Origin of the sequence: Nocardioides sp. NPDC092400 (assembly GCF_040684155.1) — a bacterium.
Taxonomy (GTDB): Bacteria; Actinomycetota; Actinomycetes; order Propionibacteriales; family Nocardioidaceae; genus Nocardioides.
The window spans coordinates 504,387-520,186 of the sequence record NZ_JBFBFJ010000002.1 but is presented as its reverse complement, the minus strand read 5'-3'; the positions used below and the strand labels follow the sequence as shown (position 1 = coordinate 520,186).

Below are 15,800 nucleotides of genomic sequence, written 5' to 3'. Positions count from 1 at the left end.
CGGGGTCACCCCCGCCGCTCGACGAGGGCGAGGTTGAGCTCGAGCACGTTGACCCCGGGCTCGCCGAGGAAGCCGAGCCCGCGGCCGTCGGTGTGCTCCTCGACCAGGTCCTCGACCTCCGCGAGGTCCAGGCCCGCGGCGCGGGCGACGCGCGGGGCCTGCAGCGCGGCGTACTCCGGGGAGATGTGCGGGTCGAGGCCGGAGCCGGACGCGGTGACCGCGTCCGCGGGCACCTCCGCCGGGTCGACGCCCTCGCGCTCGGCCACCTCGGCGCGGCGCTCGGCGATCAGGTCCAGCAGGTCCTCGTTGGAGGGGCCGAGGTTGCTGGGCGCGGACGCGAGGCTGTCGTGGTCGTTGGCAGAGGGCCGGGAGCGGAAGAGCTCGTCGTCCTCGAACTGCTGGCCCAGCAGCCGGGACCCGACCACCTCGCCGTCGAGGGTGACCGGCTGGCCGGCGGCGCGGTCGCCGAGGACCTGGCCGACGCCCCACACGGCGGTCGGGTAGCCGATGCCGAGGACGACGGTGAGGACGAGCAGGAGACGCAGGCCCGCGAGGCTCTGGCGGGCGAGGTCGGTGAGCAGTGTGGTGAGCATGGTGGTCAGCCGATCCCTGGGATGGTGGAGACGACGAGGTCGATGAGCTTGATGCCGACGAACGGCACGACGACGCCGCCGACACCGAAGACGAGCATGTTGCGGCGCAGGATCGCGGTGGCCGACGCGGCGCGGAACCGCACGCCGCGCAGGGCGAGCGGGATGAGCGCGACGATGACCAGCGCGTTGAAGACGACCGCCGAGAGGATCGCCGACTGCGGCGTGGCCAGCCCCATGATGTTGAGCGCGTCGAGCGAGGGGTAGGCCACCACGAACATCGCCGGGATGATCGCGAAGTACTTCGCCACGTCGTTGGCGATGGAGAACGTCGTCAGCGCGCCGCGGGTGATGAGCAGCTGCTTGCCGATCGCGACGATGTCGATGAGCTTGGTCGGGTCGGAGTCGAGGTCGACCATGTTGCCGGCCTCCTTGGCCGCCGCCGTCCCGCTGTTCATCGCGACGCCGACGTCCGCGGCGGCCAGCGCCGGGGCGTCGTTGGTGCCGTCGCCGGTCATCGCGACCAGCCGGCCACCGGCCTGCTCCTTGCGGATGTAGGCCATCTTGTCCTCGGGCGTGGCCTCGGCGAGGAAGTCGTCGACACCCGCCTCGTCGGCGATGGCACGGGCGGTCAGGGCGTTGTCGCCGGTGATCATCACCGTGCGGATGCCCATCGAGCGGAGCTCGGCGAACCGCTCGGTCATGCCGTCCTTGACGACGTCCTTGAGGTGCACGACGCCGAGCACCCGGCCCGGGCCGCCCGCGGCGCCGCCCGGCTTGCAGGCGATGACCAGCGGCGTGCCGCCGGCGCGCGAGATCTCCTCCACGGCGTCGGTCACGGCCGGCTCCGGCGTGCCGCCGAGCCAGGTCGCGACGGCGGTCGCGGCGCCCTTGCGGACCTCCGTGCCGTCGGCCAGGTCGACGCCCGACATCCGGGTCTGGGCGGTGAACTCGACGAACGTCGCCCCGGAGGGAAGGTCGCCGTCGTCGGCGCCCTGCTGGAGGGCCAGCTCCACGATCGAGCGCCCCTCGGGCGTCTGGTCGGCGATGCTGGACAGGCGGGCGGTGTCGCGCAGCTCGCCGTCGCTGACCCCCGGCGCCGGGAGGAACCGGCTGGCACGCCGGTTGCCGTAGGTGATCGTGCCGGTCTTGTCGAGCAGCAGCGTGCTGACGTCGCCCGCGGCCTCGACGGCCCGGCCCGACATGGCCAGCACGTTGACCCGCACCAGCCGGTCCATGCCGGCGATGCCGATCGCGGAGAGCAGCGCGCCGATGGTGGTGGGGATCAGGCAGACCAGCAGGGCGACCAGCACCACCAGGTCCTGCGGCGCGCCGGCGTACTCCGCCATCGGCGCGAGCGTCGCCACCGCGGCGAGGAAGACCAGCGTCAGGCTCACCAGGAGGATCGACAGCGCGATCTCGTTGGGGGTACGGCGCCGGGAGGTCCCCTCGACCAGGGCGATCATCTTGTCGAGGAACGTCTCGCCCGCGGCGGCGGTGATCCGGACGACGATCCGGTCCGAGAGCACCGTGGTGCCGCCGGTGACCGCGCTGCGGTCGCCGCCGGCCTCGCGGATGACCGGGGCGGACTCGCCGGTGATCGCCGACTCGTCGACCGAGGCGATGCCCTCGACGATCTCGCCGTCACCGGGCACGACCTCGCCGGCCTCGACGACCACCAGGTCGCCGACGCGGAGCTGGGTGCTGGGGACCTGCGTCTCCGCACCGCCCGCGGGGTCGAGCCGGCGCGCCTGGGTGTCGCTCCGGGCGGCCCGCAGCGACGCGGCCTGCGCCTTGCCGCGCCCCTCGGCGACGGCCTCGGCCAGGTTGCCGAAGACGACGGTCAGCCAGAGCCAGACCGTGAGGCTGACGGCGAATACGCTGGGGTCGGCGACGGCGGCGACGGTGGTCGCCACCGACCCGAGCCACACGAGGAACATGACCGGCGAGCGCCACAGGTGCCGCGGGTCGAGCTTGCGCAGCGCCTCCGGGAGCTGCTCGAGCGCCTGGCCCGCCAGCAGGCGCAGGGTGAGGCGGGGAGCCGGACGGCGGTGCTGCTGCGCCGGCGTTGGGGTGACGGTCATGCGAGGGCCTCTGCGATGGGTCCGAGGGACAGGGCGGGGAAGTAGGTGAGGCCGGTGAGCACGAGGATCACGGCCACGAGGAGCGCCGCGAAGAGCGGCTTGTGGGTGGGCAGGGTGCCGGCGGTCGTCGGCACCGTGGCCTGCTCGGCGAGCGAGCCGGCGAGCAGCAGCACCAGGACGATCGGGACCAGCCGGCCGAGCAGCATCGCCAGCCCGATGCTGATCTGGAAGAAGTCCGAGGTGACGGTGATGCCGCCGAAGGCGCTGCCGTTGTTGTTGGCGCCGGAGGTGTAGGCGTAGAGCACCTCGCTGAAGCCGTGGCCGCCGGGGTTGGCCATCGCGCCGGGCGTCGAGCCCAGCGAGATCGCGACGCCGGTGCCGACGAGCACGAGGGCGGGGGTGGTGAGGGTGTAGAGGGCGACGTACGTCATCTGCCGCGAGCCGATCTTCTTGCCGAACAGCTCCGGCGTGCGGCCGACCATCAGCCCGGCGATGAAGACCGCCACGACGGCCATCACGAGGATGCCGTAGATGCCGGATCCCACGCCGCCGGGCGTGATCTCGCCGAGCATCATGTTGACCATGACCGAGCCGCCGCCGGTCGGGGTGAAGGAGTCGTGCGAGGCGTTCACCGCGCCGGTCGACGTACCGGTGGAGACCATGCCGAAGAGGGCCGAGGCCCACTCGCCGAACCGGGTCTCCTTGCCCTCCATCGCCGCACCTGCCGCCTGGGCGGACTGGCCGCGGCCGCCGGCCTCGGCCGCGGTGAGGACGGTCAGGGAGACCGCCATCAGGAACACCATTGTGCCGAGGACCGCGAGGCCCTGCCGGCGGTTGCCGAGCATCGTGCCGAGGGTCCGGGTGAGGCTGATCGGGATCACCAGCATCAGGAAGATCTCGAGCAGGTTCGTGTAGCCGTTGGGGTTCTCGAAGGGGTGCGCGGAGTTGGCGTTGTAGAAGCCGCCGCCGTTGGTGCCGAGCTCCTTGATGGCCTCCTGGCTGGCCACCGGGCCACCGGTCAGCACCTGGCTGTGCCCGGCGAGGGTGTCCATCGTCGAGTCCGAGAAGCTCTGCACGACGCCGCCGGCCATCAGCAGGACGGCCGCGAGGAACGCCATCGGCAGCAGGATCCGCAGCGTGCCGCGGGTGAGGTCGACCCAGAAGTTCCCGATCCGGCCGCTGCGCACCCGGGTGAAGCCCCGGACCAGCGCGACGGCGACCGCGATGCCGACCGCTGCGGAGAGGAAGTTCTGCACCGCCAGGCCGGCCATCTGGGCGGCGAAGCCGAGGGTCGACTCACCGCCGTAGGACTGCCAGTTGGTGTTGGCCACGAACGACGCGGCGGTGTTGAAGGACATCCAGAAGCCCATGCCGGGCAGGTCCCGGTCGAAGGGCACGTACGCCTGGCCGAGGAGGATCCCCATCAGCACCACGAGGCTGACGAGGGAGAACCCGACCACGCTCACGGCGTAGGACTTGGCCGTCTGGTCGGCCTGGGGGTCGACCCCGGTCAGGCGGTAGAGCGCGCGCTCGGCGCGCAGGTGCTTGCTGCTGGTGAAGACCCGGGCCATGTAGTCGCCGAGGGGCACGTGCACCAGTGCCAGCAGGAGGACGAGGGCCGCTACCTGCAGCAGCCCCGCGACGGTGTCGGACACTAGAAACGCTCCGGGAGGATCAGGGCCGCGAGCAGGTAGGCCGCGATGGCGACGACTGCTGCGACGAGAAGGCCGCTCTCAAGACTCATGCGGCCCAGACAAGACCCGCCGCGGTGCCCCGGACGCCGTCTTGACGCGTTCTTGACGGCCGTTGACGCCGTCTTGCCGACGGTGTCGGCCGCGCCACAGCCCGGCTCGTCCCGCGGGCGTGGGCGGGCGTGGGCGGGTGTCGGCGGGTCGCGGGCGGGTGTGGGCGGGGCGCGTCGGCGGGGTGCCTCGGACGGGGCGTCAGGTCGGCGTCACGGGGGCGTCAAGGACCCGTCAAGGGCCTTCCGGCGGCGCTGCGCGGACCTAGCGTCGAGGACATGTCCTCCTTCGTGTCCTCCCTGAACACCGGCCTCGTCACCCTCGGCCGGTACGGCGGCGTGCTGCTCCTCGCCGCGGCGGGCTCGCTGGCCGCCGTCCTCGCGATCCTCATGCGCGTCCTCGTCGGTTGAGCCGGCCGCACCGGGCGCTCGCTACGCTCGCCGGGCTCGCCGGGCGCACCGGCGGGGAGCCGGACGAGGGGACGAGGGGGTGGGTACGTCGCCGCACGGACCGAGCCCTCGCACCCGCCGCGCCGCGCTGCTCGCCGTCGGCTGCGCGGTCGTCTCGGTCGGCACCCTCCTGGCGACGACCGCGCTCGAGGCCGAGGACGCCGCCGCCCTGCCCGCGACCGGCGGTACGGCGTGGTGGGTCACGGTCGTGGCCCTCCTGGCGCAGGCGGGGGCGCTCGCCCGGGCCCGGCTCCGGCCGCGGACGGTGCTGGTCGCGACCGGCGTCGCCGCCCCGCTCGTCGCCCTGGCCGGGGCGCGTGACGCCACCAGCCTGACCACCCTGGCGGTCGTGCTCGCCGTGTACGTCGCGGTGACCACCCGCCCCCTGCGCACGCTCGTCCCGGCTCTCGCCGTGACCGCGGTGCTCGTCGCCGCCGGCGGGGCGCTCGCCGGTCGCGACTCCGGCCTGGCCGTCGGGAGCGCGATCGGGCTGGCGGTCGTCCAGACCGTCGGGACGCTCGCCCTCGTGCTCGTCGTGGCGAGCTGGGTGGCCGCCGTCCGCGAGAGCCGGCGGGCCCGCGAGGACGAGCGGCGCGCGGTCGCCCGCGAGCAGAGCGCGCTGGTCCGGGCGGCCGTCGACCGGGAGCGGACCGCCATGGCGCGCGAGCTGCACGACATCGCCGCCCACCACCTCTCCGGGATCGCCGTCATGGCCTCCGCCCTCGAGCGCCAGGTCCTGACCGACCCCGACGGCGCCCAGGAGGCCGCGCGCCAGGTGCGCCAGCAGAGCAGGTCGGTCCTGCGCGACCTGCGCAGCCTGGTCGGCCTGCTGCGCGAGGGCGACCCCGCCTCCGACGCGCGCCCGGAGACGCTGGCCGGCGTCCGGGCCCTGGTGGCCGACGTCGCCGCCACCGGCCGCGAGGTCGCCCTGGCGGTGCTGGGCGACGAGCAGGCCGCGGCCCGCGAGGTCGGCCCGCTGGCCCAGCTCGCGGCGTACCGCGCCGTCCAGGAGGCTCTCGCCAACGCCGCCCGGCACGCCCCGGGGGCGGCCTGCTCGGTGACCGTCGACGCGCGCGACGACCGGGTCGTCGAGGTGGTCGTCCGCAACGGACCGGCCGACGGCGCGGCGGCGGGGTCCGCCGGGTCGCCGGGAGCCGCCGGGGGCTTCGGTCTCGTGGGGATGCGGGAGCGCGCCGCGCTCACCGGCGCCGACCTCGACGTCGGCCCCACCGATGATGGCGGGTGGCAGGTGCGGTTGCGGCTGCCGCGGGAGGGGGAGGTCGCGTGACTGGTCCTGCGAGTGGTCCTGTGGGTGGTCCTGTGGTCCGGGTGGTCGTCGCCGACGACCAGGCGCTGGTGCGCGCGGGCCTGGTGACCCTGCTCGGCTCCGAGCCGGACATGGAGGTCGTCGGCACCGCCGTCGACGGCCGCGAGGCGGTCGAGGTCGCCCGCCGGCTGCGCCCGGACGTGGTCTGCATGGACATCCGGATGCCGGTCATGGACGGCATCGCCGCGACCCGCGCCCTGGCCGGGCCCGGCGTCGAGGACCCGGTGCCGGTGCTGGTGCTGACGACGTTCGAGATCGACGACTACCTGTTCGGGGCGCTCGAGGCGGGTGCGGCCGGCTTCCAGCTCAAGGACGCCGAACCCGAGGTGCTCGTCCGCGCCGTCCGCTCCGTCGCCGCCGGCAACGGCACGCTCGACGACTCGCTCACCAAGCGCGTGGTCGGCGAGGTGCTCGAGCGCCGTCGCAGCCAGCCCGTCACGGTCGCCCGGGGGACCGACCTGCTCACCGCACGCGAGCTCGACATCGTGCTGCTGCTCGCGCAGGGCATGTCGAACGACGAGATCGCCCAGCAGCTCGTCCTCGAGGTCTCCACCGTCAAGTCCCACCTCGCCCGGATCCTCCCCAAGCTCGGCGTCCGCTCCCGCCTCCAGGCCGCCGTCTGGGCCTACCAGAACAAGGTCGTCGACGTCCCCGACTGACGCACGCAGCGAACGCCGACGAACGCTGGTCGAGCAGCGAGCCCTGGCGAGCGTCGTCGAGACCCCTGGCGGCCGACCTGCGGCCTGCGGGAGGTGGGTGGTCGCCGGAGGAAGCAATTAGAGGACAGGTACGGCGTGGGTCGCGCGCCGTCGCCGGCGCACTGCTGATCGAGCAGCGAGCGTCGTCGAGACGCCCGACGCCAATCCACAACCGTGCGCACGAACCTTCCATTCGAACAGGTGTGCGAGTAGAATGTGGTCATGGCGCTCACCGTGACGCTTGAGCACCCGCTGGACACCCCAGCCGACGTGCTGCGCCTCGCCCGGGCCAAGCAACGCGCCGCGAACGCCGCCGAAGCCGAGCTGCTCCAGGCGGCGGTGCAGTGGTGCGTGATGCACCCCGCCGAATCGGTTGGCGGATCGGTCAGCACCGCCTCGGCGTGGTCGACACTGAAGGGGTTTGGTGACAAGGCGATCGGCCTGGCCGGTGAGGGTGCGCCGTTGGTGAGCGAGTTCGCGGTCATCGAGTTCGCCGCCGGGATCGGGAAGTCCGAGGACGCCGGCCGCGCCTACCTCGCCGAGGCCCTCGAGCTGCGCTACCGCCTCCCCCGGACCTGGGCGAAGGTCACCAACCTCGCCCTCCCGGCCTGGAAGGCGAGGTCCATCGCGCGGCGCACCCTCCACCTCCCGAAGGCCGGTGCGGGGTTCGTGGACGCCCACGTCGCCCCCGTCGCCGCCACCATCGGCCCCGCCGCGCTCGACCGGCTCCTCGACGAAGCACTCGTCCGGTTCGACCCCGAGGAAGCCGAACGGGTCCGGCACGAACGCACCGAAGCACGCCACCTCACCATCCAGACCCGACAGGTCTCCTACGACGGCCACGTCGACATCTGGGGCACCCTCGACCTCGCCGACGCCCTCGACCTCGAGGATGCGATCACCAAGGGCGCCGCCCGCCTCGCCCAGCTCGGATCAACCGAAGCCGAAGGCGCACGACGAGCGATGGCCGCCGGCGACATGGCCCGACGCCAGCTCCAACTGCAGTTCGACACCGACCCCACACCCCTGGTCCTCCACGTCCACCAGGCCCCCGACCCCGACGGGGAACCGGTCCTCGACGGCATCACCCGGGTCGAGGCCACAAGGGGGTTCGTGCTCACCACCCAGCTCGCCGAGTGGTGCACCCGCGCCGCCCGCGACGGCGCATCCATCACCGTCAAGCCCGTCATCGACCTGAACGAACGCATCCACGTCGAGGCCTACGAGGTCCCCGACCGCCTCTCCGCCCAGACACGGCTGCGAGACCACCACTGCGTCTTCCCCTGGTGCACCCGCCCCGCCCACACCACCAGCAAGGTCGACGACGACCACGTCATCCCCCACAGCAGGGGCGGCCCCACCGCCACCGAGAACATCGCACCACTGTGCCGGCGCCACCACCGCGCCAAGACCCACACCGGCTGGCACCAACACACACCCCAACCAGGGACCTACCTGTGGCGCAGCCCCACCGGGCAGACCTACCGCGTCGACCACCACGGCACCCACGACCTCGACACCCACGACCCTGGCACCCACGACCCTGGCACCCACGACACCACCGACCCTCCCGACCGGTAGCCACCCCACCCCACAACCCCGCCGGAGCAACCCACCGGCGGGGCACAGGCACGCCCGGCCAGCTCCTCGACGGGCCGAGCGCACCCCTTCCCTGCTCGCGCCGGCGCTCGCACACTGACAGCCCGAGGAGGTGAGCCGTGGGACTGCGGGTGATGAGGGTTGGAGCGGGGCTGCTGCTCGTCGCGTCCGGCGCCCTGATGTACGCCGCCTCGTGGCAGCGCTGGGGGGGCGCCTGCGGGTGGGGGCAGGTCGACGGTGCACGCTGCTCCCCGCTCCAGGACCACCGCTACGACTTCGTGGCGCCGAGCGCTCCATGGGAACCCGTGGGTGACGCCGCACAGCTGGCGGGCTGGTCCCTGCTCGTGCTCGCCGGGGCCTACCTGCTGCTGCCGTGGGCGCTCACCGGGCGTCGCCCGGGCGTGGTCGCCGCGGCGGCGCTCCTCGGCTCCGTGGTGGCGGTGGCCGCGGTGGGGCTCGCCACGCTCCGTTCCGGGCTCGCCGGCAGCATCGTCCCGCCTGTCGCGTCGGGCCTGACGACGTACGTCTGGGTGCTGGTCCCGACGGGCCTCCTGATCCGGTTCGCGGTCGACAGTCGTGGTTGGCGCCCGGCGTCCGCGACCTTCCTGGTGCTCGCGACCCCCTTCGTCGCCGCCATCTCCTACGCGGTGGGGCCCTACGACGCCCAGCCGTGGTGGGAGGCCATCTCGGGTGCGCTGACCGCGGTCGGCGGCCTCTGCCTGCTCGCCGCTGCGCTCAGTGGAACGGGTCGATCTTCACGACCTCGCAGTCGTGGACGATCGGCCGGGTGGGGTCGGGCTCGCCGACGTCGCCGCCGTTGGGCAGCAGCACCTCGTCACGACCGGGACCGCACCAGATCTCCATCCGCCTCGGGTTGACCGACGTCGGGCGGATGACGTCGTCGCCGGCGCCCGCCCGCATCCGGTCGCCGCCGTAGACCAGCGCGTGGTCGTCGCCGCCCCCGGTGAGCACCAGGTCGTCCACGCCGTCGGGATCGGCCCACACCTGGTCGGCGCCGGCACCGCCGACGATGACGTCGTACCCCGCGCCGCCGAACAGGTTGTCGCGCCCCGGGCCGCCCATCACCCGGTCGTCCCCGTCGCCGCCGTACAGGCCGTCGCGTCCGTCGCCGCCGACGATCCGGTCGTCACCGGCGAGCCCGCGCGAGCCGTCGTTCCCGCCGTACAGGCGGATCACGTCGTCCTGCGCCGTTCCCGGCAGCCGGTCGCGACCCGGCGTGCCCTCCAGGACGGCGGCGTCGGCCCGCGGGACGAGGCCGAGGGGTGAGGTGGCGAGCAGCACCGCGGTGAGCGCTGCGGTGCCGAGGCGGGTCGGGAACGTGGTCATGCGAGGTCCTCTCCAGGTTGCTGTTCCGAGTGGTTTCGCGGGTACGACGCCGCCGGCTCCGGAAAGGTTCGCGGGCCGTCGCGGGCCACCTCCATCGAAGGATGCAACCGCGCAGGTTGGTCCTTTGGCGGCTCGTGGCGGGGGCCGCCGGTTCCTAGCGTCGTGGACATCCCCACGACGACCCCAGGAGCACCGATGCAGACCCCCACTCCCACGCTCAGCACGACCCGCACCGCGACCGCCGTCCTCCTCGACGACGTCCGCCACACCTACGCCGGCCCCGAGCCGGTGCACGCGCTGCGGGGGCTCTCGCTGGCGCTGCCGGCCGGCTCGTTCACCGCGGTCGTCGGCGCGTCCGGTTCGGGCAAGTCGACCTTCCTGCACTGCGCCGCCGGCCTCGAGACCCCGACCAGCGGGCGCGTCCTGGTCGGCGACCACGACCTGGGCGGCCTGTCGCCGGACGCGCTGACGCGGTTCCGCCGCCGCCACGTCGGCTTCGTCTTCCAGGCCTACAACCTGGTGGGCCACCTCTCGGTCGCCGACAACATCGCGCTGCCCCTGCTGCTGGCCGGGGCGCCGACCGACCCGGCCTGGCAGGCGGAGCTGGTCGCCGCGCTCGGCCTCGGTGGCCTCGAGCAGCGCCGCCCGGTGGAGCTCTCCGGCGGCCAGGCGCAGCGGGTGGCCATCGCCCGGGCGCTGGTCACCCGCCCCACCGTCGTGTTCGCCGACGAGCCGACCGGCGCCCTCGACTCCGCGACGGGACGCCAGGTGCTCGCCGCGCTGCGCCAAACCGCCGACCGGTTCGGCCAGACCGTCGTCGTGGTCACCCACGACCCCCACGTCGCGGCCACCGCCGACAGCGTGCTGGTGCTGGCCGACGGCCGGCTCCGCGACCGGATCGACCACCCGACGGCCGACCTGGTCGCCGCCGCCGCCCTGCGCACGACGGCGGGTGCCTGACATGTGGCGCCTCGCCCGCTCGGCCGTCGCCGCGCACCCCGGATCCCTCGTCGGCACCCTCCTCGCCCTGGTCGCCGCGGCGGCCCTGCTCTCGGCCGGCGGCGTCCTCGTCGAGTCCGGCCTCCGCACCGGGCCGTCGGTCGACGGCGGCCCCGACGGCGCCACCCTGGTCGCGCTCGCCAGCTCCTACCTGGGCACCGCGCTGGTCGTCGTCGTCCTGGTCGTCGCCGCCACCGTCGTGCTCGCCATGCGGCCCCGGCAGCGCGACCTCGCCGTCCTGCGCGCCGTCGGCGCCACGCACGGGCAGGTACGCCGCCTGGTGACCGCCGAGCTGCTGCTGCTCACGGCCGTCGCCGGCCCCGTCGGCTCCGTGGCCGGCCTCGTGGCCGCCCGGTGGACCACCCCGTTGCTGGTCGACGCCTCCCTCGTCCCGGCCGGCTTCACCCCGACCGTCTCGCCCTGGCCGGCACTCTCGGCCGTGCTCGTCCTCGGGGCGGTCGCCGTCGTCGCCGGGCGGCTCGCCGCCCGCGACACCCTGCGGCTGCCGCCGACCGCCGCGCTGCGCTCGACGCTGGTCGAGCCGCGCGAGGTCGGCCGGGTGCGCCGCACCGCCGCCCTCGGGACCGCCGTCCTCGGGCTGGTCGCGGCGGGCTCGCCGCTCGTGGTCCCGGGCACCGTCGGCGGCGCCACCGCCGCCACCTCGGCCATGCTGCTGGTCGGCGCCGCCGCCCTGGCCGGCCCGCTGCTCGTGCAGCGCGTCCTCGCCTCCGCCGGGACCGGTGCCCGCCGCTCCCCCGTCACCCGGCTGGCCCTCGCCGCGACCCGCGGCTCGGCCCGCCGGCTCACCGCGGTGGTCGTGCCGCTCGCGACCGTCGTCGCGGTGGGCACCGTGCAGACCAGCACCGGCGAGGCCGTCCACGACGCCGCCGTCCAGCAGCTCACCGCAGGCATCTCCGCCGACCTGGTGGTCACCGCACCGGACGGGCTCGACGACGCCGGCCTCGCAGCCGTGTCCGGCGCACCGGGCGTCACCGGCACCACCCCGGTCGCCACGGTCCCCGCCCGGGTCCGCACCGACGACGAGGACGTCCCCGGCCTGGAGAGCCTGTCGTGGGAGTCCGCCGCGCTGCGCGTCCTCGCCGAGGGCACCGACCCGGCGGCGTACGACCCCGACGTCGTCGACGGCTCCCTCGCCGCCCTGGACGAGCCCGGCACGGTCGCCGTCAGCACCGACGCACGGCTGCTCTCCGGCGCCGGGACGGGCGAGACCGTCGCCGTCCGCGTCGGCGGCGGTGGGACGACCGAGTTGCGGGTCGCGGCGGTCTACGACCGGGGCCTCGGCTTCGGCGACTACACCGTGGGCACCGCGACCACCGCCGCCCTCGGCGTCGAGACCAGCGCCGACACCGTGCTCGTCGACACCGAGGACGCCGCTGCGACGACCGCCGCGCTGGACGGCGCCGGCCTCGAGGCGACCACGACCGTGGCGTACGTCGCGTCGGCCACCAGCGCCGACGCCGCCGAGCAGCGGCTCTCCACCGTGCTGCTGCTCGCCCTGCTGGCCTTCGTGCTCCTCGGCGCCGGCAACGCGCTGGTGATGTCGACCGCCGGCCGGCGCGACGAGCTGCGGCTGCTGGGCCGGATCGGCGCCACCCGGCCCCAGCTGGTGCGGATGGCGTTCGTCGAGTCCCTGCTCGTCGCCGTCGCCGCCGTCGCGATCGGGACCCTCGCCGTCGTCCCCGCCGTGCTCGGCACGTCCTTCGGGCTGCTCGGCGCCGCGGTGCCCGCGCTCGACGTCACGGCGTACGGCGTGCTGCTCGGCCTCGTGCTGGTGGTGAGCGTCGCCGGCACCGTCCCGACGGTCGCCGCCCGCGTCGCCCGCCCCTGACCCACCCCATCCCACCGATGAAGGAGAACCCGATGTCACCCACCATCTTGCTCCGCCGCACCGCCCTCGCCGCCACGGCCGCGGTCCTGCCGCTCGGCCTGCTGTCCACCGCCACCGCCACCACGACGGCCCAGCCCGACGCCGGCCGCGACGCCGGCCTCCAGCGCCGGCTCGACCGGCTCGTCGACCGGGCCGGCTTCCCCGGCGTGGTCGCCACCGTGCGCGGCTCGGACGGGAAGGTCCGCACCTACCGCGCCGGCGCCGGCGACCTCGAGACCGGCGCTCCGCTGCCGAAGGACGGCCGCGTGCGGATCGCGAGCAACACCAAGATGTTCACGGCCACCGTCGTGCTCCAGCTCGTCGCCGAGGGCGAGGTCGACCTCGACGCGAAGGTCGAGCGGTACCTCCCCGGCGTCGTCCGCGGCCCCGGCGGGGACGGGCGCCGGATCACCGTGCGCCAGCTGCTCCAGCAGACCAGCGGCCTGCCCGACTACGACACCCTGGTCATCGAGGGCGGCGGCTCCCTGCGGTCGGTGGCGCACACCTACTTCGAGCCGCACGACCTCCTCGACGCCGCGCTCGCCGAGGACCGCGCCTTCGCGCCCGGCAGGCGCTGGGCGTACAGCAACACCAACTACGTCGTGCTCGGGATGCTCGTCCAGCGCGTCACCGGACGCCCGGTCGGCGAGGAGATCCGCAAGCGGGTCGTCGCTCCGCTCGAGCTGGACGACACCTACTGGCCGCACCCGGGCGAGCAGCGGATCCGCGGGACCCACGGCCACGGCTACCACAGCGACGAGCGGGGCGGCCGCTGGCACGACCTGACCCGGATGGACCCCTCGCTGGGCTGGGCGGCCGGTCAGCTGGTCTCCTCGCCGCGCGACCTCGGCCGCTTCATGCAGGCCCTGCTGGACGGCGACCTGCTGCCGGCCGCGCAGCTGGCGGAGATGAAGGAGACCGTGCGCGCCCCCGGCTTCGACGCCGACCCGGGCTGGCGCTACGGCCTGGGCCTGGCCGAGCACCGGCTCGGCTGCGACGTCACCGGCTGGGGCCACGGCGGGGACATCCAGGGCTTCACGACCCGCAACCTGGTGACCGCCGACGGCCGCTGGGCCGTCGTCACCGTCAACGCGCTGCCGCACGACCTCGAGCAGCTGGCGGCCGTCAGCCGCACCGTCGAGGCAGCGATCTGCCGGTCCTGAACCGACCGGCGACCGGGTTCACCCCGGGACCACGGCCCCGCCCCCGCTCAGCGGGTGGGCGGGGCCGCGCCGTCGAGGTCGAGGCTGTACGACGTCTGGGCGAGGACCGTGCGCGCCAGCTCCGGGTCGTCGCTGAGCCGGCGGCCGTAGCTGGGGATCGCCTTCTCCAGCGAGGGACGCCAGTCGGCCATCTCGTCGGGGAAGCAGCGGGCCATCACGTCGAGCATCGCCGGGACGGCGGTCGAGGCGCCCGGCGAGGCGCCGAGCAGGCCGGCGATGCTGCCGTCCCGGGCGGTGATCACCTCGGTGCCGAACTGCAGCACGCCGCCCTGGCCCGGGACGTCCTTGATCACCTGGACGCGCTGGCCGGCGGTGATCTTCTCCCAGTCCTCCGCGCGGGCGTCGGGGAAGAACGCCTGGAGCTCCTTCAGCTGTGCCTTCTTGCTGGCCAGCAGCTGCTGGACCAGGTAGACGACGAGGCCGAGGTTGCGCAGGCCGGCCTGCAGCATCGGCCGCAGGTTGTGCAGCCGCACCGACCGCAGCAGGTCGAAGAGCGAGCCGTGCTTGAGGAAGCGCGGGCTGAAGCCGGCGTACGGCCCGAACATCAGGCTCGGGGCGCCGTCGACGACCCGGGTGTCGAGGTGCGGGACCGACATCGGCGGGGCGCCGACCGCGGCCTTGCCGTAGACCTTGGCCTGGTGCCGGGCGACGATCTCGGGGTTGGTCGTGCGCCAGAACTCGCCGCTGACCGGGAAGCCGCCGTAGCCGCGGATCTCCTCGATGCCCGAGCGCTGGAGCAGGGTCAGCGCCTGCCCGCCGGCGCCCACGAACACGAAGCGTGCGGTGGTGTCGAAGTCGTGCGTGCCGGTCACGTGCCAGCCCTCGGGGGTCCGGGTCAGCCGGCGCACCTCGGTGCCGAGGTGCAGGCGGACGGCGCCGCTGTCGGCGAGGCCGGTGACCAGCTGCCGGGTCAGCGAGCCGAAGTCCACGTCGGTGCCGCCGAGGGCACGGGTCGCCGCGACCGGCTCGGAGCGGTCCCGGCCCGCCATCAGCAGCGGCGCCCACTCGGCGATGACCTCGGGGTCCTCGGTCAGCTCGATGCCGGCGAAGAGCGGGTGCTCGGCGAGCAGCGCGTGGCGGCGGCGGAGGTACTCGACGTTCTCGGCCCCCCACACGAACGACAGGTGCGGGCTGGGGTGGATGAACGTCGAGGGGTCCGGCAGCGCGCCGTTCTCGACGAGGAAGGACCACAGCTGCCGGGTGACCTGGAACTGCTCGTTGACCTCGATCGCCTTGCTGACGTCGACCGACCCGTCGGGCCGCTGCGGCGAGTAGTTCAGCTCGCACAGCGCGGCGTGCCCGGTGCCCGCGTTGTTCCACGGCCCCGAGGACTCCTGGGCCAGCTCGTCGAGGCGCTCGACGATGCCGATCCGCCAGGTCGGCTCGACCTGGTGCAGCAGCGTCGCGAGGGTGGCGGACATGATCCCGCCGCCCACGAGGAGCGCGTCGTACGCCGCCGACGACCCTGCCGCGCCGGGCGGCCCGTCGTGGGCGGGACCGCTCGTGGCGGAGGTGCTGTGGACGTCGTTACCGTCAGGCTGCACGGGTCGTTCTCCTGATCGCTCAGCGCAGGGCTTCCTTGCCGACGACCCACTGTGACGGGGCCATACCGCACCCTCGTCAGTGCCCCGGTCGGGAGGGTCCCGGGCTGAGAGGTGCGCCACAGCAGCGGTGCAGCCCGGTGCAGCTCCGGCGTCGCCAGGCACCGGAGGACGCCCGCGCGACGCCGCGCTCCCGTAGGGTGCCGAGCACGCCTCTCGCACAGGAACCCGGTGAGACTCCGGGGCGGTTCCGCCACTGTGACGCGGCCTCCGGGCCGTCAGCCAGACACTTGCGCTGGGGCTCGATCCGACC

At 74.4% G+C, this 15,800-nt stretch carries 12 protein-coding genes and 1 riboswitch; of the genes, 7 read left to right on the top strand and 5 right to left on the bottom strand.

Annotation, left to right across the window (positions count from 1 at the left end; genetic code table 11):
• Positions 1 to 5: 5 nt before the first annotated feature.
• The 3 genes from kdpC to kdpA are packed head-to-tail and all read right to left on the bottom strand — an operon-like array spanning position 6 to position 4,329.
• Complete coding sequence (gene kdpC / locus AB0N29_RS09960) at positions 6 to 593, bottom strand: potassium-transporting ATPase subunit KdpC (RefSeq protein ID WP_364866292.1); 588 nt, start codon at positions 591 to 593, stop codon at positions 6 to 8.
• Positions 594 to 598: 5 nt separating this feature from the next.
• Positions 599 to 2,674, bottom strand: a complete 2,076-nt coding sequence (gene kdpB, locus AB0N29_RS09955; protein ID WP_364866290.1) for a potassium-transporting ATPase subunit KdpB — start codon at positions 2,672 to 2,674, stop codon at positions 599 to 601.
• Positions 2,671 to 4,329: a potassium-transporting ATPase subunit KdpA gene (gene kdpA / locus AB0N29_RS09950; RefSeq protein WP_364866287.1), complete on the bottom strand. Its 1,659-nt coding sequence runs from the start codon at positions 4,327 to 4,329 to the stop codon at positions 2,671 to 2,673. Before kdpA ends, kdpB begins: the two co-directional genes overlap by 4 nt.
• A 365-nt stretch (positions 4,330 to 4,694) precedes the next feature.
• Between kdpA and AB0N29_RS09945 the strand changes: the two genes are divergently transcribed.
• The 4 genes from AB0N29_RS09945 (at position 4,695) to AB0N29_RS09930 (ending at position 8,471) form a co-directional block, all read left to right on the top strand.
• Entirely contained in the window at positions 4,695 to 4,826 is a 132-nt protein-coding gene (locus AB0N29_RS09945) for a hypothetical protein (RefSeq protein ID WP_302269362.1), read from the top strand.
• 79 nt (positions 4,827 to 4,905) lie between these two features.
• Positions 4,906 to 6,153, top strand: a complete 1,248-nt coding sequence (locus AB0N29_RS09940) for a histidine kinase (protein ID WP_364866284.1) — start codon at positions 4,906 to 4,908, stop codon at positions 6,151 to 6,153.
• Positions 6,154 to 6,173: 20 nt separating this feature from the next.
• Complete coding sequence (locus AB0N29_RS09935) at positions 6,174 to 6,851, top strand: response regulator transcription factor (RefSeq protein ID WP_364866282.1); 678 nt, start codon at positions 6,174 to 6,176, stop codon at positions 6,849 to 6,851.
• A gap of 261 nt (positions 6,852 to 7,112) precedes the next feature.
• Complete coding sequence (locus tag AB0N29_RS09930) at positions 7,113 to 8,471, top strand: HNH endonuclease (protein ID WP_364866280.1); 1,359 nt, start codon at positions 7,113 to 7,115, stop codon at positions 8,469 to 8,471.
• 753 nt (positions 8,472 to 9,224) lie between these two features.
• Here AB0N29_RS09930 and AB0N29_RS09925 read toward each other — a convergent pair.
• Positions 9,225 to 9,836: a hypothetical protein gene (locus AB0N29_RS09925; RefSeq protein ID WP_364866278.1), complete on the bottom strand. Its 612-nt coding sequence runs from the start codon at positions 9,834 to 9,836 to the stop codon at positions 9,225 to 9,227.
• Positions 9,837 to 10,031: 195 nt separating this feature from the next.
• On the opposite strand from AB0N29_RS09925, the gene AB0N29_RS09920 reads away from it, so the two are divergent.
• The 3 genes from AB0N29_RS09920 to AB0N29_RS09910 are packed head-to-tail and all read left to right on the top strand — an operon-like array spanning position 10,032 to position 13,886.
• Positions 10,032 to 10,796: an ABC transporter ATP-binding protein gene (locus AB0N29_RS09920; protein ID WP_364866276.1), complete on the top strand. Its 765-nt coding sequence runs from the start codon at positions 10,032 to 10,034 to the stop codon at positions 10,794 to 10,796.
• A 1-nt stretch (position 10,797) separates the two neighbouring features.
• On the top strand, positions 10,798 to 12,684 hold the full coding sequence (locus AB0N29_RS09915; RefSeq protein ID WP_364866274.1) for an FtsX-like permease family protein: 1,887 nt from the start codon (positions 10,798 to 10,800) through the stop codon (positions 12,682 to 12,684).
• A 32-nt stretch (positions 12,685 to 12,716) separates the two neighbouring features.
• Entirely contained in the window at positions 12,717 to 13,886 is a 1,170-nt protein-coding gene (locus AB0N29_RS09910) for a serine hydrolase domain-containing protein (protein ID WP_364866272.1), read from the top strand.
• A 47-nt stretch (positions 13,887 to 13,933) separates the two neighbouring features.
• On the opposite strand, the gene mqo is transcribed toward AB0N29_RS09910, so the two are convergent.
• Complete coding sequence (gene mqo / locus AB0N29_RS09905; protein WP_364866270.1) at positions 13,934 to 15,490, bottom strand: malate dehydrogenase (quinone); 1,557 nt, start codon at positions 15,488 to 15,490, stop codon at positions 13,934 to 13,936.
• Between the two features lie 220 nt (positions 15,491 to 15,710).
• Positions 15,711 to 15,777, top strand: a riboswitch (cobalamin riboswitch).
• The last annotated feature ends 23 nt before the right edge of the window (positions 15,778 to 15,800 follow it).